The 24,212-nt window shown below is 66.2% G+C and carries 19 protein-coding genes; 12 read left to right on the forward strand and 7 right to left on the reverse strand.

Annotation, left to right across the window (positions count from 1 at the left end):
* Positions 1-71 precede the first annotated feature (71 nt).
* From IAE41_RS10950 to IAE41_RS10965, 4 genes are all read left to right on the forward strand, one after another.
* Positions 72-2,804 carry a TcfC E-set like domain-containing protein gene (locus IAE41_RS10950; RefSeq protein WP_200733139.1) on the forward strand — a complete coding sequence of 911 codons (2,733 nt, stop codon included), beginning with the start codon at positions 72-74 and terminating at the stop codon, positions 2,802-2,804.
* Positions 2,801-3,943: a CfaE/CblD family pilus tip adhesin gene (locus IAE41_RS10955; protein WP_234458432.1), complete on the forward strand. Its 1,143-nt coding sequence runs from the start codon at positions 2,801-2,803 to the stop codon at positions 3,941-3,943. Before IAE41_RS10950 ends, IAE41_RS10955 begins: the two co-directional genes overlap by 4 nt.
* A 17-nt stretch (positions 3,944-3,960) precedes the next feature.
* Positions 3,961-4,668: a pilus assembly protein gene (locus IAE41_RS10960; RefSeq protein WP_200733140.1), complete on the forward strand. Its 708-nt coding sequence runs from the start codon at positions 3,961-3,963 to the stop codon at positions 4,666-4,668.
* Between the two features lie 67 nt (positions 4,669-4,735).
* A complete protein-coding gene (locus IAE41_RS10965) occupies positions 4,736-8,062 on the forward strand; it encodes an ESPR-type extended signal peptide-containing protein (protein ID WP_200733141.1) in 3,327 nt (1,108 codons plus the stop codon).
* Positions 8,063-8,136: 74 nt separating this feature from the next.
* Here the strand turns inward: IAE41_RS10965 and IAE41_RS10970 are convergent, their stop codons facing one another.
* The 3 genes from IAE41_RS10970 to glmS form a co-directional block, all read right to left on the reverse strand.
* Positions 8,137-8,613 (reverse strand): nuclear transport factor 2 family protein, encoded by a 477-nt coding sequence (locus IAE41_RS10970; RefSeq protein WP_200733142.1) that lies wholly within the window; start codon positions 8,611-8,613, stop codon positions 8,137-8,139.
* A 62-nt stretch (positions 8,614-8,675) separates the two neighbouring features.
* Positions 8,676-9,245, reverse strand: coding sequence for a TetR family transcriptional regulator (locus tag IAE41_RS10975; RefSeq protein ID WP_325166998.1), 570 nt, complete (start codon positions 9,243-9,245; stop codon positions 8,676-8,678).
* A 139-nt stretch (positions 9,246-9,384) separates the two neighbouring features.
* The gene (gene glmS / locus IAE41_RS10980; RefSeq protein WP_200733144.1) at positions 9,385-11,223 is read right to left on the reverse strand and encodes a glutamine--fructose-6-phosphate transaminase (isomerizing); all 1,839 of its coding nucleotides are present in this window, start codon (positions 11,221-11,223) and stop codon (positions 9,385-9,387) included.
* A gap of 203 nt (positions 11,224-11,426) precedes the next feature.
* Between glmS and IAE41_RS10985 the strand changes: the two genes are divergently transcribed.
* From IAE41_RS10985 to IAE41_RS11015, 7 genes are all read left to right on the forward strand, one after another.
* Positions 11,427-12,704: an efflux RND transporter periplasmic adaptor subunit gene (locus IAE41_RS10985; RefSeq protein WP_200733145.1), complete on the forward strand. Its 1,278-nt coding sequence runs from the start codon at positions 11,427-11,429 to the stop codon at positions 12,702-12,704.
* A gap of 24 nt (positions 12,705-12,728) precedes the next feature.
* The gene (locus IAE41_RS10990) at positions 12,729-13,451 is read left to right on the forward strand and encodes an ABC transporter ATP-binding protein (RefSeq protein ID WP_079223539.1); all 723 of its coding nucleotides are present in this window, start codon (positions 12,729-12,731) and stop codon (positions 13,449-13,451) included.
* A gap of 10 nt (positions 13,452-13,461) precedes the next feature.
* On the forward strand, positions 13,462-14,763 hold the full coding sequence (locus IAE41_RS10995; RefSeq protein ID WP_108747426.1) for an ABC transporter permease: 1,302 nt from the start codon (positions 13,462-13,464) through the stop codon (positions 14,761-14,763).
* Between the two features lie 20 nt (positions 14,764-14,783).
* A complete protein-coding gene (locus tag IAE41_RS11000; protein ID WP_200733146.1) occupies positions 14,784-16,001 on the forward strand; it encodes an FtsX-like permease family protein in 1,218 nt (405 codons plus the stop codon).
* Position 16,002: 1 nt separating this feature from the next.
* Positions 16,003-16,407, forward strand: coding sequence for a PDZ domain-containing protein (locus IAE41_RS11005; RefSeq protein ID WP_200733147.1), 405 nt, complete (start codon positions 16,003-16,005; stop codon positions 16,405-16,407).
* Between the two features lie 139 nt (positions 16,408-16,546).
* Positions 16,547-17,893 carry a sigma-54 dependent transcriptional regulator gene (locus tag IAE41_RS11010; protein ID WP_079223546.1) on the forward strand — a complete coding sequence of 449 codons (1,347 nt, stop codon included), beginning with the start codon at positions 16,547-16,549 and terminating at the stop codon, positions 17,891-17,893.
* Positions 17,890-19,251, forward strand: coding sequence for a HAMP domain-containing sensor histidine kinase (locus IAE41_RS11015; protein WP_200733148.1), 1,362 nt, complete (start codon positions 17,890-17,892; stop codon positions 19,249-19,251). The genes IAE41_RS11010 and IAE41_RS11015 overlap by 4 nt, the downstream gene beginning before the upstream one ends.
* A 147-nt stretch (positions 19,252-19,398) precedes the next feature.
* Here the strand turns inward: IAE41_RS11015 and glmU are convergent, their stop codons facing one another.
* Positions 19,399-20,766, reverse strand: coding sequence for a bifunctional UDP-N-acetylglucosamine diphosphorylase/glucosamine-1-phosphate N-acetyltransferase GlmU (gene glmU, locus IAE41_RS11020; RefSeq protein WP_200733149.1), 1,368 nt, complete (start codon positions 20,764-20,766; stop codon positions 19,399-19,401).
* Between the two features lie 81 nt (positions 20,767-20,847).
* On the opposite strand from glmU, the gene IAE41_RS11025 reads away from it, so the two are divergent.
* Positions 20,848-21,234, forward strand: a complete 387-nt coding sequence (locus IAE41_RS11025) for a GtrA family protein (protein ID WP_200733150.1) — start codon at positions 20,848-20,850, stop codon at positions 21,232-21,234.
* A 194-nt stretch (positions 21,235-21,428) separates the two neighbouring features.
* Here the strand turns inward: IAE41_RS11025 and IAE41_RS11030 are convergent, their stop codons facing one another.
* From IAE41_RS11030 to atpG, 3 genes are read right to left on the reverse strand one after another with little or no spacing between them, the layout of a single operon-like run.
* Positions 21,429-21,851, reverse strand: a complete 423-nt coding sequence (locus IAE41_RS11030; RefSeq protein ID WP_005411127.1) for a F0F1 ATP synthase subunit epsilon — start codon at positions 21,849-21,851, stop codon at positions 21,429-21,431.
* A 2-nt stretch (positions 21,852-21,853) separates the two neighbouring features.
* Positions 21,854-23,260 (reverse strand): F0F1 ATP synthase subunit beta, encoded by a 1,407-nt coding sequence (atpD, locus tag IAE41_RS11035; RefSeq protein ID WP_079223556.1) that lies wholly within the window; start codon positions 23,258-23,260, stop codon positions 21,854-21,856.
* 38 nt (positions 23,261-23,298) lie between these two features.
* Entirely contained in the window at positions 23,299-24,162 is an 864-nt protein-coding gene (atpG, locus tag IAE41_RS11040; RefSeq protein WP_005411129.1) for a F0F1 ATP synthase subunit gamma, read from the reverse strand.
* Between the last annotated feature and the right edge of the window lie 50 nt (positions 24,163-24,212).

Below are 24,212 nucleotides of genomic sequence, written 5' to 3' on the forward strand. Positions count from 1 at the left end.
CCCCCCCCCCCCCCCCCCCCCCCCCCCCCCCCCCCGGCCGCGCCCCCCCGCCCCAATTCGATTGCCACTGCATGAACATTCCCGCCCCCGCCGTCACCCGGCTGGCGATGGCGCTCGCCCTGGCGCTGGCCCCCGCGCTATGCGATGCGCGCACCGTCCCCGCCGGTTTCGAAGATCTGGTTGAAGGCCAGACCGAGCAGCTGGACGTCAGCCTGTTTGGCCAGTCGGCCGGGCTGTCGCCGGTGCGGGTCACGCTGGACGACGTGCAGCTGCTGGAGCCACAGCGTGTCGCCGAGGAGCTGGGGCTGTCTGCCGAAGCGCAGGCGGCGCTGCTGCCCGCACTGTCACAGCCGATGCCACGCAACAGCCATCTGGCCTGCCGCTACGGTGGCGCTGCGGCCGGCTGTGGCTACATGGCACCGCCCGAGGAGCCCACTGCCGTCAGCGCGCTCTACGACGAGGGCGAAGGCTCGGTGCGCCTGTTCGTGGCCCGCCAATGGATTCCCGGTGAAGTGCGCGAGCCGCATCGCTTCCACAGTGTCACCCCCAACGCCGAGAACGCGTGGCTGCACCGGCAGACGTTCAACATGAGCGGTGGCCGCGACTACCAATCACTGAGCGCACAGGGCGCAGGCACGCTGGGCGTGTTCGAGCGTGGCCACCTGGCGGGCGAGTGGAACTACAACCGCCAACAGTACCGCCACGGCGGCAGCAGCGATGATTTCCAGCTGGACAGCGCCTACTACCGGTACGACCTCGGCCAGGAGCACTACGTGCAGGCCGGCCTGATGGACCGCCGCAACCTGTCCAGCACCCAGGGCGGCACCTTCGCCTTCGGCATGCTGCCGCTGGACCGCTTCCGCGGCGTGCGCTTCGGCACCACTTACGCCTACGTGGATGCCGACGGTGCCGTGCAGGCGTCAGCACTGACCGTGCTGCTGGCGCGCGATGCGCGCGTGGATGCCTTCGACGGCGAGCGCCTGTTGCAGACCTTCTACCTGCAGGCGGGCGTGAACCAGCTCGACACCCGCAACTTTCCGATGGGCAGCTACAACGTCACCCTGCGTATCTACGAGGACGGCATCCTGGTGCGCAGCGAGGACGCGCCGTTCGACAAGGGCGGCGACTGGACCGACAGCCGCATGCAGTGGTTCGTGCAGCTGGGCCAGCGCGATGAGCGCCGCAGGAACACGTTTGACGGCGACCAGGCCCTGCATGCCGGCGTACGCGTGCCGCTGGTGCGCGATATGGCCGTCACCGCGGGCATGGCCGACATTGCCGGCTTCACCTATGGCGAAGTGCGGCTGGATGTACGGCGCCAGTTCTCCACCCAGGATGTGCGTGGCGCCTTCAGCGTACTGCGCGGCAGCGATGGCAGCAGTGGCCAGCAGCATCAGCTGTCCTACCGCCGCACGGCGGCATGGAACGTCTACCAGCAACGCATGCGCGGCAACGCCTGCCGCTTCCAGGACGATGCGCGCGACCGGCTGGGCTGCAGCGATTCGCTCAGCGCGTCGATGTCGCTGCCGGTGGCCGGCGGCAGTGCCTATGTGGGCTATACCCGCCGGCAGACCTGGCGGCCCGCGCGCGACCTGCCCGGCTTTGGCGATGACCCGCTGGACGGGCTGTTGCCGTGGTTGCCGCCCGACCCGCTGCGCCCGCAGCGCGAGGCCCAGCGCAGCCGCACCTGGCAGGCCAGCTTCAGCCGTACCCATCGCTGGGGCGAGTTCACCGTCTCCACCCGCACGGGCGTGTGGCAGCAGCGCAACGACGCCGCTGTGGGTGCAGCGGCAACGCGCGACCGCGGCGTATTCCTCAGCCTCAGCCTGAGCCGGCTGCAGCAGGGCGAGCGCGGCAACTCGCAGCGCCGCTACGCCGTGGATGCGCGCCAGCCCGAACACCAGCGCCCCGACGTGACCTACAGCGTGGCCCAGAGCCTGCGCCAGGACGTGGACGCCAACTACCGCGAAGTGACCGGCGAACTGCGTGCTACCAACAACGACGGCTACAGCGCCACGCTGGGTGCGCAGCTGCAGAACCCGTGGGGCCAGACCGGCGCCACGCTGGCCGGCTACCGGCAGCCGGGCAGCAACACGTATTCCTATAGCGCCAACCACGCCTCCAGCTTTGCGCTGAGCCGTCGCGGTTTCTATTGGGGCGGCGGTGCCACCGCCGATGCCGGCCTGGCCGTGCAGGTGGATGACACCGACGACCTGGACCTGAGCGGCCTGGCCGCCGAGCTGCAGGTGGGCGGCGCACGCCGCCAGCGGCTGAAGCTTGGCGAGCGCCGGCTGATGCCGCTGCAGGCCTACCAGAGCCACCGTGCGGAACTGCAGGACGCCAGCGCGCTGGAGGGCATCGCCTCGGTGCGGGTGACCGGTGCTTCGGGCATGCGCCCGCTGTTCCTGTCGCCAGGCCGGCTGGTGCGCATGCCGGTGCCGATCGAGGTGACCTACACCTTCATCGGCAGTGCGCGCGATGTGGCCGGGCTGCCGCTGGGTGGCGCCCGCATCCTCAACGCGCCGGTACCTGGCACCAGTGCCAATGGCGGCTTCGTGGCCGAGTTCCCGCGCTTTGAAAAAACGCTTTATCTGCTGCAGGACGACCGCCTGCTGCAGTGCCCGCTGCAGATACGCGAACGCCGCAGCGTGGTGCTGCTGGTGGGCGCGGTGCAGTGCGAACCGCTTGCCGTGGCGTTGTTGCCGCCGGAAATACGCCAGCAGGCCCGCGTGACCCGCCTGCTGCAGGAACAGGCATTGATTGCCGTTGTGCCCCAGACCGCTGCTGCAGGAGAGACGCCATGAGCCGGCGTATGTTGTTTGTGTGGATGCTGGTGTGTGCGCTGGCCGTGGTGGTGCCGAAGGCGTGGGCGCAGAGGCCGCCGCAGATGGACCCGCCGAGCGGGGTGATTACCCAGGACGTGGTGATGAGCTGGGATCGTTCGGCGATTCCGGCGGACATCGAGGTGTGGCCGCGAAGGACGCTGATCGCCCACGATCACCTTGACCCGTCGAAGCAGTATGGCGCGTTGTACTTTACGTGCCCGTCCGCGAGTGACTCGGCAAAGGGGCGGTGCCCTGTGGAGGATACACACTCGGCCACCTACGGCATTCCCAGTGATGTGCCCTTGGTGTTCTTGGAGCAACGCAGCGGCTATCGCACTGATGTTTCCATTTCTGTAGCCATCAATCGTATCGATCCCGCAGCGTCGTGCAATGCGGATTACTGGCATTCCAACGTCCAGACAGCCCACTCGTCTGACGGAAAAACCTGTCTTGGTACGCCTATTGTTGGGACGGGAAGTGCTATTGCGCTCGATAGCACTTCGCTGTGCAAATTCACCGCCGGGCACTGGAAAGGCACTCTCGAACTCCGCCTGCGTCGCCCACCATCCGAGCACCTCGCCACCTACATCTTCAACTTCGACTTCACGATCACCGACTACGACGCTGTCTCGATCTACCTTCCCGCGTTCGAGAGCGGCAACGCCAACGTCAACATGGACCTGCGCTACGACCCGATCAAAGGACAGATCGGCGGAAGCAAGGACGTGGACATGTGCCTGTACGACGGCCTGGGTTCGCAGAGCGAGTACCTCGGTGTCACGGTGCGGGACACAGGCTCAAACCCCAGTACTGGCGACGACTACTCGCTTTGGCACCGCGATGCGACCGGCGACGAACGCGAGCGCGTGAGCTTCAACGTCTGGTTGAACTATGCCGGCAGCATGCGCCGCATGCGCAACGGCGTGGAAGAGCAATTGCTGGGCGTCGACAAGACCGCGCTGCGGCTGGTGAAGCTACCCAAGCTCGACCAGCCCGTTTATTGCGTACCGACACCGATCACCCTTGAAACACCGGCCTTTACAGCCAGCAGCAAGCGCGAAGGCGTCTACACCGGTGAGCTGAAGGTCGAACTGCGCGTGCCCACCGTCCGGCCCTGATTCCTAAGGAGATACTCGTGAACAAATTCATCTACCTGCTGTTGCCGGTGGCGCTGCTGCTTGCAGCGCCAGCCCACGCCAATCTCACCGTCCACCCGATGCGCTCGTCTGTGGAGGGCAAGCGCAGCACGCAGATCCGTGTGTACTCGCAGTCCACCCAGGCGCAGTACGTGCAGGCCACGCTGCGTCGCATCGACAACCCTGCCAGCGCCGACGAGCAGGAAAGCGCAGTTGAGCCGCACGAGGCCGCCATCGCCGTGACGCCCGGCAAGTTCGCATTGGCGGGCGGCGGCAACCGCCTGATCCGCGTGATTCCGCTGCAGCCCGTGCAGAAGGAAACCGCCTACCGCGTGTACTTCGAGGGCGTGCGTGGGCCGGAAGAAACCGCAGTGGAAGGCGAAACCGGATCCCAAGCCAACGTAGGCGTCAGCCTGGTCTGGGGCGCACTGGTGAACGTGCTGCCCACCGATGGCGAGGTGGCGCTGCAGCTGCAGGGCAGCACGCTGCATAACACCGGCAGCCTGCGCGTCGGCATTACCAGCGTGGCCGAGTGCACCCGCGCGGGTGCCTGCACCGCCCACGACATCACCCACAGCCTGTACCCGGATGCCGCACTGGAACTTCCGTTCCAGCCGAAGCCCGGCAACACGCTGCAGCTGCGCTATCGCCTCACCCGCGACGGCTACCGCGAGCACGTGCAGACCGTCTCCGCGTCGGCAGGCTGATCCGATTCCATCTCTGTCCTGCGCAGGTGCGCAGGCCAACTTTTCCCCGTGTTGCTAAGGAGCTTCAATGAACCGCATCTATCGACGTATCTGGAATGCCACCCGGCGCTGCTGGGTGGTGGCCAGTGAACTGAGTTCGCCGCGTGGAAAGCCTGCGCGCAGTTCAAGAAGCGCCGCCTGCGTCGCGGGGCTTGTGCTGATTCCATTTGCGGCGATAAGCCACGCCGCCAGCGAACCCGACTGCACCGGAAGTGATGTCATCTGCGTGAATCGCGATGAGCCGACGGGGATTCACGACGATCCGCTCAGTGTGGCGTTCTTCGCTCCGCCCTTCGTCGCTGGCATTCTTGCCACTGGTGATACGTTGTATGGCAACGCAAGTACGAGTGGGGATCACAATTCGGCGTTCGGCGCGTCAACTGAGGCGCGTGGCTACGGCACCGCTATGGGCTTCGGTGCCAGTGCCATGTCCCATGGGGCTACGGCCTTCGGCGCCAATGCATATGCAAGAGGTCGCAACAGCATCGCGCTGGGTCGTAGTGCAAGCATTACCTACAGCGACGCCGATGAAGCCATTGCAATCGGATACAACGCCATGGCTGGAACGAACGCCACCAAGGGCGCCGTCGCCATAGGTGCGGGCTCACGTGCCCAGGACAATTCCTTGGCGTTGGGCTACAACGCCAGGTCGAGCAGCTGGGACAGCGTAGCCCTCGGCACCAGCTCCGTTGCAACGGAGTACCGAACGGTGTCGGTTGGCAGCAGTGACATCAAGCGCCGCATTGTGAATGTCGAGAAGGGCAGAATCTCAAGTGGGAGCAACGACGCCGTGACAGGGCATCAACTGTTCGAGACCGGAGAAAAGGTAACGGCCGCACAGCGACGCGCCGATCTTGCCTACACCAGTGCTGAAAGTTCCCAGAGAACTGCCGATAGTGCGCTGGTGAAGGCTGACAGTGCTTTGAGCACTACCGTCACCCTACGGGGCCTTATCGACCACGCGTCCAGCTCGGGAGAGATTCGAATCGGCAGGAGCAACAGCGGATCGCTGATTGACATTCGCAACAACGGTGGCAACGACCGCCGTATCGGAGGCGTTGCGGATGGGCAGGTCAGCGGGACCAGCCGTGAGGCGGTCAATGGCCGCCAGCTGAACATGACCCACGAACTCGCCAGCCAAGGCAAAACAGCTGCGACGGAGGCGTTGAAGACAGCGCAGGCAGCGACGTCCCGGCTTGATGGCGTCTCGTTGGCACTTGGCCAAGGGGCAAGTGCGAACGTCAATTCGGGGACGGCTGTAGGCGGAAATGCCATTGCAGGCCAGGATTCGGTCGCCTTGGGCAGTCGCTCCGAGGCCAAGCAGCCTGAGTCTGTGGCAGTGGGGAACCGCGCTGATGCATTTGCAAGGCATAGCACAGCGTTGGGAAGCAATAGCGCAACTATTGGGGCGGCGAGCACGGCAGTGGGCCATTCGGCCAGAGCTGGGGGAACTGGCGCGGTCAGTATCGGCTACCGCGCACGGGCGGACGGCATCAACTCCCTGGCGATCGGCGCATCTGCCAATGCTGCACACAGTGGATCGGTGGCGCTGGGAGACGGCTCGGTGACGGACGGGGTCGATCAGGTTTCGGTGGGGAACAGCAGCGCCGGGACGCTACGCAGGATCGTAAATGTGGCTCGGGGCGCGCTGTCAGCTACCAGTGCTGAGGCGGTAACGGGCGCGCAGCTGTTCGCCGTCGACGAGATGGCCCGTGGTGCCGAAACCCTGGCGCAGGGCGCGGCAACCGCTGCGGACAATGCAGTGGCCAAGGTAACGGTGCTGGAGGGGCTGGTGCGAGAGGATGGACCGTCGGGCAGTGTTCGCCTGGGTGGAAACAATTCCGGTTCCGTGCTGGATGTTCGTAACAAGAGTGATGGCAAGCGGAAGATCACTGGCGTTGCGGAAGGCGCGCTTTTTGCTGGTAGCACCGAAGCTGTGACGGGCGGGCAGCTGGCGGCAACCAACGCGAGCGTGGCTGGCGCGGAGACGTTGATTGCTGATATTGCGGCGCGCGTTGACGCTGCATCAAGGCATGTTGCTGTGGGTACACCCATCGATGATGAAAAGGCGCAGGCGGGACGTCTTGGAATTGCCATGGGCGACTCTGCAGTGGCTGCGCCCACCAAGGATGGAGCCGTAGCGCTTGGAAGCTATTCGCGTGCACTGGGTGAGAACTCTGTTGCACTGGGCCGCGCTTCTTGGGTTCACGACAGTGCCACCGATGGCTTTGCACTTGGTGTTCGGGCTGTGGTCGAGGAGCGTGGCGGGCTAGCGCTTGGTGCCGGTAGTGCGGTGAGAAAGACTGCGCTGAATGCCGTCGCTATTGGTGAAGGATCTGTCGCAACAGAGAGCCGTACAGCATCATTTGGCGATGGCGCACTGCAGCGCCGTCTGACTAACCTCGCCCGCGGTACCGCCGACCACAACGCCACCACCGTCGGTCAGTTGAACGACACCCTCGCCACCCTTGGCGGCGGCGCGAAGCTCGACCCTGCTGGCAACGTGACCGCTCCCACCTACACCGTGCAGAACACCCGTCAGCACACCGTGGGCGATGCGCTCACCGTCCTCGATGGCGCGGTGGTGCGCGCTTCCTCCCGCATGGACCGCGTCGAAGGCCAGCTCCGCTCCGTCTTCCAGGACACCCCCACCGCCCGCGCCGATGGCCTCAACCAGATCACCTTGGCCGGTGCCAACGGCATGATCCTCTCCAACGTGGGCAACGGCCTGATTGCGGCCGGCAGCCGCGATGCGGTCAACGGTGGCCAGCTGCATTCCATGCAGCAGCAGCTCAACGGCCGCATGGATGGCCTGGAGCAGCGCATCGACGGCCAGCCGCAGTCCCGGATGATGGCGCTGGCTTCCAATGAGTCGGGCACGCCTGCCACCCCGCCCGTGGCTGAAGAACCGGCTCCGCCCGCCAGCAACGACGACAAGGTCGCCGCCAGCACCGGCAACGCGCCGAAGTCCTCGCCGCAGCCCAAGGCAGAGGCGCCGGAATCGCCGAAGCCGCAGGTCGACACCGCCGAACTGGAGAAGATGCTGGCCCGTGCCAACGACTACAGCGATGGCATCGCCCGCGAAGTGGATGCGCGCCTGAACAAGATGGACAAGCGCTTCAACCGCATGGCGGCGATGAGCAGCGCGCAGACCGCGATGGCGATGAACACCGCCGGCCTGGCCACGTACAACCGCCTGGGTGCGGGCGTGGGCTATGCCGAAGGCGAATCGGCCATGGCGGTGGGCTACCAGCGCGTGCTGAACGAGAAGGGTTCGGCCACCTTCAGCCTCAATGGTGCCTTCACCAACAGTGGTGAGCGCAGCATGGGCGTGGGCGTGGGTATCGGCTGGTAAGCCGTGATGCCCCGGCGTGGTGTGCGGTTACCGTGCGCTGCGCCGGGGCTTGGACTTTCAATGGCCAGCCACCCTTACATGCCCAGATCGGACAGCCCGGGGTGATCATCCGGGCGACGCCCCAGCGGCCAATGGAACCTGCGCTCGCTCTCCTTGATTGGCATGTCGTTGATGCACGAGAACCGGCGCTCCATCAGGCCATCTGCACCAAATTCCCAGTTCTCGTTGCCATAGGAACGGAACCAGTTGCCCGAGTCGTCATGCCATTCATAGGCGTAGCGCACGGCAATGCGGTTTTCGGTGAAGGCCCACAGCTCCTTGATCAGGCGGTACTCAAGCTCCTTCTTCCACTTGCGCGCAAGAAACTGGCGGGCTTCTTCGCGGCCGCTGGTGAATTCGGCACGGTTGCGCCACTGGGTGTCGAGCGAATAGGCGAGCGAGACGTTGTCGGCATCGCGGGAATTCCAGCCGTCTTCGGCCAGACGGACTTTCTGGGTGGCCGATTCAAGAGTGAACGGAGGAAGCGGCGGACGGGACGGTTCAGCGGACACGGTGGGCCCTCCAATGGGGATGGATACACGGGTTACTTCAGCGGATGGGCGTTGCCCGGGCGCTAGCGCCTGGACTGTTTCAACAACACGTGCGCCACGTCCCTGGCATTGTCTGCAGCGCCGTAGTCGCCCATGACGCGCGATACGGTGATGGCACCTTCCATGAGAACCAGCAACTGCCGCGCCAGGGCGGCTGGCTGCTCGATACCCAATTGCCCGGTGAGCTCCAGCGTGTAATCGAGCAACTTCTGTTTGTGATGCCTGGCAATCCGGCGGATCGGATCGTCGGGGTTGCCGACCTCGCCTGCTGTGTTGATGAACGCGCAGCCGCGGTAATCCTCGGATTCAAACCAGCCCTTGAGCACCGTGAACATGCGCAGGATGCGCGCTTCGGCGCTGTCGGCCTTCTCGCACTCGTGCCTGAACCAGTCCAACCAGCGCACATCGCGCGCGCTCAGCGCCTCGGCGGCGACCTGGTCCTTGTTTTCGAAATGGCGGTAGATGCTCTTGCGCGCCACGCCGGAGGTCTTTACCAGAAGATCCATGCCGGTGGCATGGATGCCGTTCTGGTAGATCAGGGCCTCGGCGGTCGCCAGGATCTTCTGCTTGGTGTCGTTGGTGATGGTGTCCACGACGCCAAGGTAGAACGATCGTTCTACCCTGTCAACTGCCACGTGCAGGAAACAAAAAAAAGGCGGGAACGCCTGCGCGCCCCGCCCTTCTTCATCCACCATGGCCCAGCTGCCGGGCCGGAGAACCTGGGCCCTGCCCTTATTCCACCGTAACGCTCTTGGCCAGGTTACGCGGCTTGTCCACATCGGTGCCGCGCGCCAGCGCGGTGTGGTAGGCCAGCAGCTGCACCGGAATGGTGTGCACGATCGGGCTGAGCACGCCGGCGTGGCGTGGGGTGCGGATGACATGCACGCCTTCGGACTCGCTGAAATTGCTGTCCTGGTCGGCAAACACGAACAGCTCGCCGCCGCGGGCGCGCACTTCCTGCATGTTCGATTTCACCTTTTCCAGCAGGCTGTCGTTGGGCGCGATCACCACCACCGGCATGTCCTCGTCCACCAGCGCCAGCGGGCCGTGCTTCAGTTCACCGGCCGGGTAGGCCTCGGCGTGGATGTACGAGATTTCCTTGAGCTTGAGCGCGCCTTCCAGCGCGATCGGGTAATGCAGGCCACGGCCCAGGAACAGCGCGCTGCTCTTGCGCGCGAAGCGTTCGGCCCAGGCGGCAATCTGCGGTTCCATGTTCAGCGCGTGCTGCACGCTGCCCGGCAGGAAGCGCAGCTGCTCCAGGTAATCGGCTTCCTGCGCGGCATCGACGCGGCCGTGCAGCTTGCCCAGCACCACGGTCAGCTGGAACAGCGCGGCCAGCTGGGTGGTAAAGGCCTTGGTCGAGGCCACGCCGATCTCGGCGCCGGCACGGGTGTAGCAGACCAGTTCGCTGGCACGCGGGATCGCGCTTTCCGGCACGTTGCAGATCGACAGCGTGTGCGTGTGGCCCAGCGACTTGGCGTACTTCAGCGCTTCCATCGTATCCAGCGTTTCGCCGGACTGGGAAATGGTCACGATCAGGTGCTTGGGGTTGGCGTACGCCGCGCGGTAGCGGTACTCGCTGGCGATTTCCACGCTGCACGGCAAGCCGGCGATGGATTCGATCCAGTAGCGCGCGGTCAGGCCGGAGTAGTAGCTGGTGCCGCAGGCCAGGATCTGCACGCCTTCGATACCGGCCAGCACGGCCTCGGCATTCTTGCCGAACAGCTCGGCCGGGAAACCACCGGCGTCGATGGCCGCTTCGATGGTGTCGCCCAGCGCGCGCGGCTGCTCGTGGATTTCCTTCTGCATGAAGTGGCGGTACGGGCCCAGTTCCAGCGAGGCCAGCGAGACGTCGGACAGGTGCACGTCACGCTCGACCGGCTGGTCGTGCTCGTCGAACACCTGCACGCCGTCGCGGCGGACGTCGGCAGTGTCGCCCTCTTCCAGGAAGATGACCTTGCGGGTGGCCGAGATCACCGCCGAGACATCGGAGGCGACGAAGTTCTCGCCTTCACCCAGGCCCACCAGCAGCGGGCAGCCCATGCGTGCGCAGACGAAATGGTCCGGCTCGGCACGGCTGACCACGGCCAGCGCGTAGGCGCCAGTCAGTTCCTTCACCGTGCGCTGCAGCGCGCCCAGCAGGCTGTCGCCGCCCTTCAGGTGGTGGTGCATGAGGTGGGCGATCACTTCGGTGTCGGTCTGCGACTCGAAGGTGTAGCCCAGCGCGCGCAGCTTCTCGCGCTGTTCTTCATGGTTTTCGATGATGCCGTTGTGCACCAGCGCCACGCCGGCACTGATGTGCGGGTGCGCGTTGGCCTCGGTCACCCCGCCATGGGTGGCCCAGCGGGTATGGCCGATGCCCAGCTGGGAATGGAAGCCTTCGGCTTCGGCGGCGGTGGCCATTTCCGAGACACGGCCGGTACGGCGCACGCGGCGCACGTCCGGGCGCTCTGCACGGTCGATCACCGCGATGCCGGAGGAATCGTAGCCGCGATACTCCAGCCGCTTCAGTCCTTCGATCAGCACCGGCACCACATCGCGATCAGCGATCGCACCCACGATTCCACACATGTCGCGCTTTTCCTTGAAGACGGTCGCCGCATTCTAGCGTGGGTGCCCGTGCCGTCCCTCCTGTCCGCTTAATGAAAGTGTCCGCAACAGTGTCCGCGGACACCCGGACACGGAGAACCCAGTCGCAAACCATTGAAAAGGCGTGAAAAAAAGTTGGCACGGAGCGTGCTTGGTCTTTGGCACCACCGAAAGGCATGCTCCCGATGATCCGCGACACCTCTGCCCAGGACCAGATCGTTTCCGCCCCCTCCGCCAGCGCCCCCCGTGCGGCCTGGCAGCGCTACCGCTGGCCGGCCCTGGGCGCCATTGCCCTGCTGGCCGCCATCGGCTGGGCCGTGCATGCCTGGTCCAACGCCAGCCGCTCCTTCGACAGCAGCCGGGTGCGCATCGCCGAAGTGCAGCGTGGCGACCTGGTGCGCGACATCGCCGCCGACGGCCGCGTCATCGCCGCCAACAGCCCCACTCTGTACGCCATCTCCGCAGGTACGGTGGACCTGAAGGTGGTGGCCGGTGACGTGGTCAAGAAGGGCCAGGAGCTGGCGATCATCGACAGCCCGGAACTGCGCAGCAAGCTGGCCCAGGAACAGGCCACTCTGGCCGGCCTGGAAGCCGAAGCCAGCCGCGCGGCGCTGGACGCTACCCTGGCCCGCGCCAAGTCGCGCAAGGAAACCGACCAGGCCAGCATCGAACGGCAGGCCGCCGACCGTGACCTGCAGCGCTACCAGCGCGGCTACGACGGCGGCGCGGTGCCGCAGATCGACCTGGCCAAGGCCCAGGATTCGCTGAAGAAGGCCGACATCACCCTGGCCAACGCGACCACCGATGCGCGCCTGCAGAGCCAGGGCGCCGACCTGGACGCACGCAACAAGCGCCTGCTGGCCGACCGCCAGAAGGCGGTGGTAACCGAAGTGCAGCGCCAGGTGGATGCGCTGACCCTGCGCGCGCCGTTCGATGGCCAGGTCGGCCAGGTGCAGGCCACCCAGGCCACCAACCTGGCGGCCAACGCGCCGGTGCTGGGCGTGGTCGACCTGTCCAAGTTCGAAGTGGAGATCAAGGTGCCGGAGAGCTTCGCCCGTGACCTGGCGATCGGCATGCCCGCACAGCTGACCGGCGGCAACGGCAAGCCGTTCCCGGGCGAGATCAGCGCGGTCTCGCCGGAAGTGGTCAACGGCGAGGTCAATGCCCGCGTGCGCTTTGCCGCTGCGCAGCCGGAAGGCCTGCGCCAGAGCCAGCGCATGTCGGTGCGCGTGCTGCTCGATACCCGCCGCAACGTGATGAAGGTCGAGCGTGGCCCGTTCGTCGAACAGGGCAACGGCGTGGCCTACGTGATGGACGGCCGCACTGCCGTGCGCCGGCCGGTGGAACTGGGCGTCAGCAGCCTGGGCGAAGTGGAAATCAAGTCGGGTGTGCAGCCGGGTGACCGCATCGTGGTCTCGGGCAGCGACCTGTTCAAGGACGCCGAACGCGTCTCCGTCAACTGACACATCCTGGAGAGAGGACACCCCATGTACATGCTCGAAATGCGTTCGGTCGCCAAGGTCTTCCGTACCGAACAGGTGGAAACCCACGCACTGCGCTCGCTGGAACTGCAGGTCAAGGAAGGCGAGTTCGTCGCCGTCACCGGTCCGTCCGGCTCCGGCAAGACCACCTTCCTCAACATTGCCGGCCTACTGGAAACCTTCACCAGCGGCACCTACCTGCTGGACGGCGAGGACGTGAGCACGCTGGGCGATGATGCGCGCAGCCGCATGCGCAACCAGAAGATCGGTTTCATCTTCCAGGGCTTCAACCTGATCCCCGACCTGAACCTGTTCGACAACGTGGACGTGCCGCTGCGCTACCGCAGGATGGGCGCCGGCGAGCGCCGCGAGCGCATCGAGAAGGCGCTGAACCAGGTGGGCCTGGGCTCGCGCATGAAGCACTACCCCAACGAACTGTCCGGCGGCCAGCAGCAGCGCGCCGCCATCGCCCGCGCCCTGGCCGGCAGCCCGCGCCTGCTGCTTGCCGACGAACCGACCGGCAACCTGGACACGCAGATGGCGCGTGGCGTGATGGAGCTGCTGGAAGAGATCAACGCGGCCGGCACCACCATCGTCATGGTCACCCATGACCCGGAACTGGCCGCGCGCGCGCAGCGCAACGTGCACATCGTCGATGGCCAGGTGACCGACCTGGTGCGTGAGCCGGTGCTGGCCACGCCGCGCCGCATCGTCGCCGTCAACGAGTGAGGGCCCGACCATGTTCGCCTACTACGCCCGTCTGGCGGCGCGCAGCTTCCGCCGCAACAAGGTCCTGACCGCGCTGATGGTGGTCGCCATCGCGCTGGGCATCGGTGCCTCGATGACCACCCTGACCGTCTTCCACGTGCTCTCCGGCGATCCGATCCCGGACAAGAGCGACCGCCTGTTCTACGTGCAGCTGGACCCGGGCCCCCGCGGCGGCTACGTGCCCGGCGAGGAACCCAATACGCAGATGACCCGCTTCGATGGCGAGGCCCTGCTGCGCGAAGCCAAGGCCGAACGCCAGGCGCTGATGAGCGGCGGCGGCGGCACCATCGAACCGGAGGGCAGCACCCTGCAGCCGTTCTCGATCGACACCCGCTGGACCTCGGCCGATTTCTTCCCGATGTTCAACGTGCCGATGCAGTACGGCCGTGCCTGGACCCGCCAGGATGACGACGGCCGTGCGCGCGTGGTGGTCATCTCCAAGGCGCTGAACGACAAGCTGTACCAGGGCGGCAACAGCGTGGGCAAGGACATCCGCATGGATGGCCAGAGCTTCCGCATCGTGGGCGTGATGAAGGAATGGAACCCCGAGCCGCAGTTCTTCGACCTCACCACCGGCAGCTACGGCAAGGACGAGGATCTGCTGCTGCCGATGTCCACGTCGATGGACCTGAAGCTGGGCAGCAGCGGCAACATGAACTGCTTCGGCGAGAACCCCGACGGCGACAGCTACACCTTGAACGCGCCCTGCACCTGGCTGCAGTACTGGGCCGAGATGGACCCGGGCAAGGCCGATGACTACCGCCGCTACCTGGAAAACTATTCCAGCCAGCAGCGTGAGGCCGGCCGCTTCGAGCGCCCGCCGAACGTGCGCCTGCGCAACGTGATGCAGTGGCTGGACTTCAACGGTGCGGTGCCCAGCGATGTGCGCCTGCAGCTGTGGCTGGCGCTGGGCTTCCTGGGCGTGTGCCTGGTCAACACCGTGGGCCTGCTGCTGGCCAAGTTCCTGCGCCGCAGTGGCGAGATCGGCGTGCGCCGCGCACTGGGTGCCAGCCGCGGCCAGATCTTCCTGCAGTGCCTGGTGGAAGCCGGTGCGGTGGGCGTGGTCGGTGGCGTGCTGGGCATCGGCGTGGCCCTGCTCGGTCTGTTCGCCGTGCGCCAGCAGCCGGTGGACTACGCCAAGCTGGCCCACCTGGACGGCAGCATGCTGCTGCTGGCCATCGGCCTGACCCTGTTTGCCAGCGTTGCCGCTGGTTTCCTGCCCGCCTGGCGCGCGATGCAGGTCACCCCGGCCATCCAGCTCAAGTCGCAGTAAGTACCGGAACGAGGACTCCCATGGACATCCGCCCCATCCTCAGCACCCTGCGCCGGCACAAGACCGCCGCCGCCCTGATCGTGCTGGAAGTCGCCCTGACCTGCGCCATCGTCTGCAACGCGCTGTTCCTGGTCAGCCAGCGCGTGGAAAAGATCAGCATGCCCAGCGGCATCGCCGAGAACGAGCTGGTGATGGTCCGCGTCAGCGGCATCGGCAAGCAGAGCAACGGCATGGCCCGCACCCGCGAGGACCTGGCGTCGCTGCGCGCCATTCCCGGCGTCACCAGTGCCACCATCATCAACCAGGTGCCGTTCCGCGGCGGCTCGTCCAGCAGCAGCATCCAGCGCCAGCAGGACCAGGAACGGCCGACCACCGAGGCATCGATGTACACGATGTCCGAGGATGGCATCCGCACGATGGGCATCAACGTGATCGCCGGGCGTGACTTCCTGCCCGACGAGTACATGGACTACGCCACCGTCTCCAAGGCCGGTTCCAAGGACACGGCCATCCCGGTGATCTTCAGCCAGGCCACCGCAGCGAAGATGGAACCGGACGGCAGCGCGCTGGGCAAGACCTACTACATGGGCAAGCAGCCGCTGCACGTCATCGGCATCGTCGACACCCTCACCACGCCCACCGGCTGGGCCGACAACTGGAACGAGTCGATGCTGATGCCGCTGCGCCGCGGTTTCGACGAGGGCGGCACCTACATGCTGCGCACCGCACCGGAGCGCCGCGATGAAGTGCTCAAGGCGGCCGTCGCCGCGCTGGAGCGCAACGATGCCAACCGCCTGATGCGCGACAAGAAGACCTACGAGGATCAGCGCAAGGACTACTTCAAGAACGACCGCGCCATGGTGGGCCTGCTGGTGACGGTGTGCATCGCGCTGCTGGTGGTCACCGCGCTGGGCATCATCGGCCTGGCCAGCTTCTGGGTGCAGCAGCGCAGCAAGCAGATCGGCATCCGCCGTGCGCTGGGTGCCACCCGCGGGCAGATCCTGCGCTACTTCCAGACCGAGAACTTCCTGCTGGCCACGCTGGGCATCGTGCTGGGCATGCTGGCTGCATACGCGATCAACCTGGCGCTGATGAACATGTACGAGCTGCCGCGCATGCCGCTGCTGTACCTGCCGCTGGGTGCGGTGCTGCTGTGGGTGCTGGGCCAGGTGGCAGTGTTCGGCCCGGCCCGCCGCGCCGCTGCCGTGCCGCCGGCCGTTGCCACCCGGGGCGCGTGAGATGCGCGCCCTGGCCCTGGCAGTTGCGATGACCGTGGCGCTGCCGCTGCCGGTGCTTGCCGGCAGCAGCACGGTGCAGACGATGAACTGGCAGCAGGATGGCGCGCGGCTGGCGCTGCGCTCCACCGAAGGCCAGGTGCAGGTCGATGCAGCCAGCCCCGAGGCGCGCTTCGGCGTGCGCCGGGGCGACCGCATCCTGCGCGTGGACGACGCCCCGGTGCGGCAGATCGACCAGCTGGCCACCGCCCTGCGCAAGGCCGACGCCGCAGGCAGGACGCAGGCCTACCTGCTGCTGCGCCGCGACAGCCGCACGTTCAGCGTGCCGGTTGCGGTGGCCACCTGGAAGGCCGTGCTGGTACCACCGCCGGCACCGCCCCCACCGGCGCCGCCACCGCCGCCGCGCTGACCTTCTCCGGCCCCTGCGGGGCCACCGGTTTGGCTATATTGGCGAGGTCACGGTAGCGCCGGGCCATGCCCGGCGGCTCTGCCAACCACGCTGCTCCTGAATCCGCCGGGCATGGCCCGGCGCTACCTATATTCGAACCATGCCTGCGATCCTGATCATCGATGACAACGCCAGCGTCGGCACCGCGCTGGACGTGCTGTTTTCCCTGCATGACATCGACACGCTGCAGGCGCAGAGCCCGGCCGATGGCCTGGCGATGCTGGAGAGCCACGCGGTCGACCTGGTCATCCAGGACATGAATTTCACCGAGGACACCACCTCCGGCGAGGAAGGCGAGGCCCTGTTCGCGCAGATCCGCGCGCGCCACCCCGACCTGCCGGTCATCCTGCTGACCGCATGGACCCACCTGAGCAGCGCGGTGGACCTGGTCAAGGCCGGCGCCGCCGATTACCTGGCCAAGCCCTGGGATGACCGCAAGCTGCTGACCACGGTCAACAACCTGCTGGAACTGTCCGAAGCCCGCCGCGAGCTGGACCAGCGGCGTGCACGTGAGGAACGCCAGCGCAACGCTCTTGAAGAGAAGTACGAACTGTGCGGCGCGGTGTTCGCCGATCCCGCCAGCGAGCGCGTCATCGCCCTGGCCTGCCAGGTCGCCCGCTCGGAGCTGCCGGTGCTGATCACCGGCCCCAACGGCGCCGGCAAGGAAAAGATCGCACAGATCATCCAGGCCAACTCGCTGGTGGCCAAGGGGCCGTTCGTCGCGGTCAACTGCGGTGCCCTGCCCTCCGAACTGATCGAGGCCGAACTGTTCGGCGCCGAGGCCGGTGCCTACACCGGTGCCAACAAGGCGCGTGAGGGCAAGTTCGAAGCCGCCGATGGCGGCACGCTGTTCCTGGATGAGATCGGCAACCTGTCGCTGGGCGGGCAGATGAAGCTGCTGCGCGTACTGGAAACCGGCCGCTTCGAGCGCCTGGGCTCCAACCGCGAGCGCCAGGTCAAGGTGCGGGTGGTCAGTGCCACCAATGCCGATCTGCCGGCGATGATCCGCGATGGCAGCTTCCGCGAAGACCTCTATTACCGCCTCAACACGGTGGAACTGGCGCTGCCGCCGCTGGCCGAGCGTGCGGGCGACATCGTGCCGCTGGCCGAGCGTTTCCTTACGGCCGGCAAGCCGCTGTCGACCGCTGCGGCCGCCGCACTGCAGCGGCACCCGTGGCCGGGCAACGTGCGCGAGCTGCGCAACGTGATCCAGCGCGCCGAGCTGCTGGCCAGCGGCAACCGCATCGAGGTGGCCGACCTCAACCTGCCGCGTGCCCCGGCCGCACCACGACCAGCGCCCAGCACCGGCAACGATCCCGACCGTGCGCGCATCGAGGACGTACTGGCGCGCAACCACGGCGTCATCGCCCAGGCGGCGGCCGAGCTGGGCTTGAGCCGCCAGGCGCTGTACCGCCGCATGGACCGCCACGGCATCCCGCGCGAATGAAACGGCGCTCCTTCACCTTCCGCCTGTTCCTGCGCCTGCTGCCGGTGCTGGCGCTGGCGGCCGCGCTGCCGTGGCTGCTGGCCTACTGGATGAACCACGGCTGGTGGGTGACAGCGATCTCCTCGGTCGTGCTGCTGTCGCTGATGTGGTGGTCGCTGCGCCGTGCCACGGCACCGGTGCGATCGCTGATGCGTGCCCTGGCCGGCACCACCAGCAGCTACCGCGATGGCGAGTTCAACTTCGGTGTGTACTGGCCGGGCAACGATGAGCTGGGCGACCTGGTGCAGGCACACCGCGAGCTGGGCGACGTGCTGCGCGAGCAGCGCCAGGGCCTGGTGCAGCGCGAACTGCTGCTGGACACCATGGTGCAGAACACGCCGGTGGCGATGCTGCTGATCGCCGCCGGTGGCGACGGCATTTCCCGCGTGGTGTTTTCCAACCTGGCTGCGCGCAAGCTGCTGCACGGTGGCTGGAAGCTGGAAGGCCAGCGCATGGAAGAGGTACTGGAACAGCTGCCGGTGGAACTGCGCGATGCCATCGCGCGGGGCGGCGACAGCCTGTTCGCGGTGCGTGCGGAAGTGGAGGACGGCGTCGAGCCCGACGAGGATGACGAACAGGTCTACCACCTGTCGCGGCGCGCGTTCCATCTGAATGGTCGCCCGCACGATCTGCTGCTGGTGCGCCAGTTGACCGCCGAACTGCGCCGCCAGGAAGTGCAGACCTGGAAGAAGGTGATCCGGGTGATCAGCCATGAACTGAACAACTCGCTGGCACCGATTGCCTCGCTGGCCCATTCCGGTGGCGAGCTGGTCAAGCGCGAACGCTTCGACCGCCTGCCGGAAATCTTCAGCACCATCGAGGATCGCGCGCGCCACCTGGAAGGCTTCATACGCGGCTATGCGCGTTTTGCCAAGCTGCCGCAGCCGCAGCTTCAGACCGTGCACTGGGCACCGTTCCTGTCCAGCCTGCGCCAGCAGATTCCCTTCGGCATGGACCGCGAGCCGGACGAGACACTGAGCAGCCGCATCGACATCGCCCAGTTCGGCCAGGCGCTGTTGAACCTGCTGAAGAACGCACACGAAGCCTGCGCCGAAGCCGACCCGCCCAACGACGATGTGCAGGTGCAGCTGACGCGGCTGCCGCAGTGGCTGCGCCTGGACGTGCTGGACCGCGGCAAGGGCATGAACGAACAGGTGCTGCAGAACGCGCTGATGCCGTTCTATTCAACCAAGCGCAACGGCACCGGCCTGGGTTTGGCGCTGACCCGCGAGATCGTTGAAGCGCACGGCGGCCGTGTATCGCTGCAGAACCGCGGTGACGGCGGGTTGTGCGTGTCGATCCTGCTGCCGGTCAGTTGATCGGTTGGCCGCATCCACGCATGGCGTGGATCTACCGCCGCCGGGCATGGCCCGGCGCTACCTTGGCGGACATTCCCCAGTAGATCCACGCCATGCGTGGATGGCATTACCAGTAGATCCACGCCATGCGTGGATAGCGGCGGTGCCTCAGGACTTCTTCACCGGCCGCTTCCAGCCATCGATGGTTTCCTGTCGTGCGCGGGCCAGGGTCAACTTGCCATCCGGCGCATTGCGGGTGATGACCGAACCGGCCGCGATGGTCGCGCCCTGCCCGATCGTCACCGGTGCCACCAGCGCGCTGTTGGAGCCGATGAAGGCCTGGTCGCCGATGGTCGTGGTCGACTTGTTCACCCCGTCGTAGTTGCAGGTGATGGTGCCGGCGCCGATGTTGACCTTGCTGCCGATCACTGCATCGCCCAGGTAGGTCAGGTGGTTGGCCTTGCTGCCCACGCCCAGGGTGACCTTCTTGGTTTCCACGAAGTTGCCCACGTGCACGCCGTCGGCCAGCACGGTGCCCGGGCGCAGGCGCGCGAACGGGCCGATCTGCGCGGCACCCTCGGTCACCACGCCTTCCAGGTCGCAGTGCGCGCGCACTTCGGTGCCCGGCCCCAGGCGCACGTCTTTCAGGCGGGTGAACGGGCCGACGGTCACGCCATCGGCCAGCTCCACCTTGCCTTCGAGGATCACATCGACATCGATCAGCACGTCGCTGCCGACCGTGACCTCGCCGCGGATATCCAGGCGCGCCGGATCGAGCACGCGCGCACCCTGGGTGCACAGGGCACGCACCGCGCGGCGCTGCCAGGCACGTTCCAGCTGCGAGAGCTGCCACGGATCATTCGCGCCTTCGGCTTCCTGCGCATCGGACACCAGCGCCATCTCCGCCGGGGTGTACTCGTGTGCGGCGAAGGCGAACACATCGGTCAGGTAGTACTCGCCCTGCGCGTTGCTGTTGGACAGCTGCGAAAGCCAGCGGCGCAGCGCGGTCGATTCGGCGGCGATGATGCCGGTATTGATGGTGCGCACGCGCAGCTGGTCGTCGTTCGCATCCTTCTGTTCGACGATCGAACCGACCCGGCCTTCGGCGTCGCGCAGCACGCGGCCGTACCCGGTCGGGTCGTCAACCTCGGCCACCAGCACCGCCAGGCGGCCTGGCTGGGCCAGCAGGTGGCGCAGCGTGTCCGCACGGATCAGCGGCACGTCGCCGTACAGCACCAGCACCTGCGCGGCATCGGGCACCTCCGGCATGGCCTGGGCCACGGCATGGCCGGTGCCCAGCTGCTGCGCCTGTTCGGCCCACAGCAGGTCGGTCTGGTCGGCGAAGCGCTGGCGGACGGCTTCTCCGCCGTGCCCGTACACGACATGGATGGCGGACGGCTGCAGTTCCCGCGCCGCGGCGATCACGTGGGCCAGCATCGGCTGGCCGGCGATCGGCTGCAGCACCTTGGGCAACACGGATTTCATGCGCTTGCCAGCGCCGGCGGCGAGGATGATGACGTGCAGGGCTTGGGTCATGGGCAGCGGTCCGTGGTTCGTTGCCGCTGATTCTAGAGCGTCGGCCGTTAACATGGCGGCCTGCCCGCCTCTATTGCCACCATGAGCCTTCTCCGCCAGGGAACCGCCTACATCATCATCGGCCTGTTGCAGCTGCTGCTGGACTGGCTGGTGTTTGTCGCCCTTACCGCGGCGGGCACGCCGGTGGTGCCGGGCAACATCGCCGGGCGCGTGGCCGGCATGCTGCTGGGCTTCTGGTTGAACGGGCGGATCACCTTCGCCGATGCGCAGGGCCGGCAGCGCCTGGGCTGGCGGCGCTTCGCCCGCTTCCTGCCGGTGTGGCTGCTGCTGACGGTTGCCAGCACGCTGCTGGTATCCGCCGCCCACCATGCGCTGGGCCTGCAGTACGCCTGGCTGGCGAAGCCACTGGTGGAAGCAGCGCTGGCCGCGGTGTCGTTCCTGCTGATGCGCTACGTGGTCTACCGCTGACGGCTGACTCTACCCGTCGGGGCCGCAGGAAAACCTGCCCGGTAGAGTCGACCGTTGGTCGACCATCGCGCGCAGCGCGGGGTTTTCGCGGGCCATCCGGAAGAGCAGTCGACCAACGGTCGACTCTACCAACGCTGACGGCACAAACAAAAACGCCGGCACATGGCCGGCGTTTCTGCAGGGTGGCGCGAACCTCAGTGCTTGAGGGTCTTGCGCAGGCGCTCCAGCGCCTGCAGCTGCACCACGGCTTCGGCCAGCTTCTGCTGGGCCTCGGCCACTTCCATGGCTTCACCGCGGTTGGCCAGGATGCGCTCGGCTTCTTCCTTGGCCTTGCGGACCGAGGCTTCGTCGATGTCCTGCGCGCGGATCGCGGTGTCGGCCAGCACGGTGACCACCTGCGGCTGCACTTCCAGGATGCCGCCGGAAATGGCGAAATCCAGCTGCTCGCCGTTCGGCGTGGTCACCACCACCTTGCCCGGCTTCAGGCGGGTGATCAGCGGTGCGTGCTTGGGCGCGATGCCCAGTTCGCCGAGCTCACCCGTAGCCACGACCAGAGTCGCTTCACCACGGAAGATTTCCTGCTCGGCGCTGACGATGTCGCAACGGATGGTGCTCATGATCAGGCCTTCTCAGCCATCTTCTTGGCCTTCTCGACCGCTTCTTCGATGCTGCCGACCATGTAGAACGCCTGCTCCGGCAGGTGATCGTACTCACCATCGACAATGGCCTTGAAGCCACGGATGGTGTCCTTCAGCGACACGTACTTGCCCGGCGAACCGGTGAACACTTCGGCCACGTGGAACGGCTGGCTGAAGAAGCGCTCGATCTTGCGGGCGCGCGACACGGCCTGCTTGTCTTCTTCGGACAGTTCGTCCATGCCCAGGATGGCGATGATGTCCTTCAGTTCCTTGTACTTCTGCAGGGTCTGCTGGACGCGCTGGGCGGTGTCGTAGTGCTCGTGGCCGATGACCAGCGGGTCCATCTGGCGGCTGGTGGAGTCCAGCGGATCGACGGCCGGGTAGATACCCAGCGAGGCGATCGAACGCGACAGGGTGACGGTCGAGTCCAGGTGGGCGAAGGTGGTCGCCGGCGACGGATCGGTCAAGTCATCCGCGGGAACGTAGACGGCCTGGATCGAGGTGATCGAACCGTTCTTGGTCGAGGTGATGCGCTCCTGCAGGACGCCCATTTCCTCGGCCAGGGTCGGCTGGTAACCCACGGCGGACGGCATACGGCCCAGCAGTGCCGAGACTTCGGTACCGGCCAGGGTGTAGCGGTAGATGTTGTCGACGAACAGCAGGACGTCCTTACCCTTGCCGTTTTCGTCCTTCTCGTCGCGGAAGTACTCGGCCATGGTCAGGCCGGTCAGGGCGACGCGCAGACGGTTGCCCGGCGGCTCGTTCATCTGGCCGTACACCATCGCCACCTTGTCGAGGACGTTGGAGTCCTTCATTTCGTGGTAGAAGTCGTTGCCCTCACGGGTACGCTCACCCACGCCGGCGAACACGGACAGACCGCTGTGCGCCTTGGCGATGTTGTTGATCAGTTCCATCATGTTGACGGTCTTGCCGACGCCGGCGCCGCCGAACAGGCCGACCTTGCCGCCCTTGGCGAACGGGCACATCAGGTCGATGACCTTGATGCCGGTTTCCAGCAGTTCGGTGGCCGGGGACTGGTCTTCGTACGACGGGGCCGCACGGTGGATTTCCCAGCTGTCGCTGGCGGCCACCGGGCCGGCTTCGTCGATCGGACGGCCCAGCACGTCCATGATGCGGCCCAGGGTGCCAGCGCCGACCGGCACGGAGATGCCGCGGTCGGTGTTGACGGCCACCAGGTTGCGCTTCAGGCCGTCGGTGGAACCGAGGGCGATGGTACGCACCACGCCGTCGCCCAGCTGCTGCTGGACTTCGAGGGTGATTTCGGTGTTTTCGACCTTCAGTGCGTCATACACCTTCGGCACCGACTCACGCGGGAATTCGACGTCGACGACCGCGCCGATGATCTGAACGATCTTGCCCTGACTCATTGCTGCATCCTCTAAATGTGTGCTTTGAACGAACGCGGTCAGACTGCTGCCGCGCCGCCGACGATTTCGGAGATTTCCTGGGTGATCGCTGCCTGGCGCGCCTTGTTGTAGACGAGCTGCAGGGTGCCGATCAGCTTGTTGGCGTTGTCGCTCGCCGCCTTCATCGCGACCATGCGTGCGGCATGTTCGGAGGCGACGTTTTCCAGCAGTGCCTGGTACACCAGCGATTCGATGTAACGCGTCATCACGTGCTCCAGCACGGTCGCGGCATCGGGTTCGTACAGGTAGTCCCAGTCATGGTGGGCGACCTGCTTTTCAGCCGGCGGCAGCGGCAGCAGCTGATCGAAGCTGGCCTTCTGCACCATGGTGTTCACGAAGCGGTTGTAGACCAGGTACACGCGGTCGATCTTGCCTTCGGTGAAGGCGTCGAGCATGACCTTGATCACACCGATCAGCGATTCCAGCTTCGGCACGTCGCCGATGTGGGTCACGCTGCCGACCATGTTGACCTTCACGCGGCGGAAGAAGGTCGATGCCTTCTGGCCGATGGTCACCAGGTCCACTTCAGCACCCTTGTCCTGCCATGCCTTGGCTTCGCCCAGCATCTTGCGGAACAGGTTGTTGTTGAGGCCGCCAGCCAGGCCGCGATCGGAGGAGATCACGATGAACCCGACCCGCTTGACCTGCTCGCGCTCGACCAGGAACGGATGCTGGTAATCGGTGCTGGCCTGGGCCAGGTGGCCGATCACCTGCTTCATCGCCTGCGCGTACGGACGCGAGGTCTTCATCCGATCCTGCGCCTTGCGGATCTTGGAGGCCGAGACCATTTCCAGGGCGCGCGTCACCTTGCGGGTGTTCTGCACGCTCTTGATCTTGGTTTTGATTTCGCGTCCGCTTGCCATCTTTGATTCCCGTAGAGCGGGGCGATGCCCCGCTGCAATCAACGGTGTAG

The sequence above is a fragment of the Stenotrophomonas sp. S39 genome, assembly GCF_016624665.1.
Lineage (GTDB): Bacteria > Pseudomonadota > Gammaproteobacteria > Xanthomonadales > Xanthomonadaceae > Stenotrophomonas.

What these genes read in the sequence shown, in the direction of transcription:
- IAE41_RS10950 (WP_200733139.1), top strand. Translation starts at nt 72, where the DNA reads ATGAACATTCCCGCCCCCGCCGTCACCCGGCTGGCGATGGCGCTCGCC.
- IAE41_RS10955 (WP_234458432.1), top strand. Translation starts at nt 2,801, where the DNA reads ATGAGCCGGCGTATGTTGTTTGTGTGGATGCTGGTGTGTGCGCTGGCC.
- IAE41_RS10965 (WP_200733141.1), top strand. Translation starts at nt 4,736, where the DNA reads ATGAACCGCATCTATCGACGTATCTGGAATGCCACCCGGCGCTGCTGG.
- glmS (WP_200733144.1), bottom strand. Translation starts at nt 11,223, where the DNA reads ATGTGTGGAATCGTGGGTGCGATCGCTGATCGCGATGTGGTGCCGGTG.
- IAE41_RS10985 (WP_200733145.1), top strand. Translation starts at nt 11,427, where the DNA reads ATGATCCGCGACACCTCTGCCCAGGACCAGATCGTTTCCGCCCCCTCC.
- IAE41_RS10990 (WP_079223539.1), top strand. Translation starts at nt 12,729, where the DNA reads ATGTACATGCTCGAAATGCGTTCGGTCGCCAAGGTCTTCCGTACCGAA.
- IAE41_RS10995 (WP_108747426.1), top strand. Translation starts at nt 13,462, where the DNA reads ATGTTCGCCTACTACGCCCGTCTGGCGGCGCGCAGCTTCCGCCGCAAC.
- IAE41_RS11000 (WP_200733146.1), top strand. Translation starts at nt 14,784, where the DNA reads ATGGACATCCGCCCCATCCTCAGCACCCTGCGCCGGCACAAGACCGCC.
- IAE41_RS11005 (WP_200733147.1), top strand. Translation starts at nt 16,003, where the DNA reads ATGCGCGCCCTGGCCCTGGCAGTTGCGATGACCGTGGCGCTGCCGCTG.
- IAE41_RS11010 (WP_079223546.1), top strand. Translation starts at nt 16,547, where the DNA reads ATGCCTGCGATCCTGATCATCGATGACAACGCCAGCGTCGGCACCGCG.
- IAE41_RS11015 (WP_200733148.1), top strand. Translation starts at nt 17,890, where the DNA reads ATGAAACGGCGCTCCTTCACCTTCCGCCTGTTCCTGCGCCTGCTGCCG.
- glmU (WP_200733149.1), bottom strand. Translation starts at nt 20,766, where the DNA reads ATGACCCAAGCCCTGCACGTCATCATCCTCGCCGCCGGCGCTGGCAAG.
- IAE41_RS11025 (WP_200733150.1), top strand. Translation starts at nt 20,848, where the DNA reads ATGAGCCTTCTCCGCCAGGGAACCGCCTACATCATCATCGGCCTGTTG.
- IAE41_RS11030 (WP_005411127.1), bottom strand. Translation starts at nt 21,851, where the DNA reads ATGAGCACCATCCGTTGCGACATCGTCAGCGCCGAGCAGGAAATCTTC.
- atpD (WP_079223556.1), bottom strand. Translation starts at nt 23,260, where the DNA reads ATGAGTCAGGGCAAGATCGTTCAGATCATCGGCGCGGTCGTCGACGTC.
- atpG (WP_005411129.1), bottom strand. Translation starts at nt 24,162, where the DNA reads ATGGCAAGCGGACGCGAAATCAAAACCAAGATCAAGAGCGTGCAGAAC.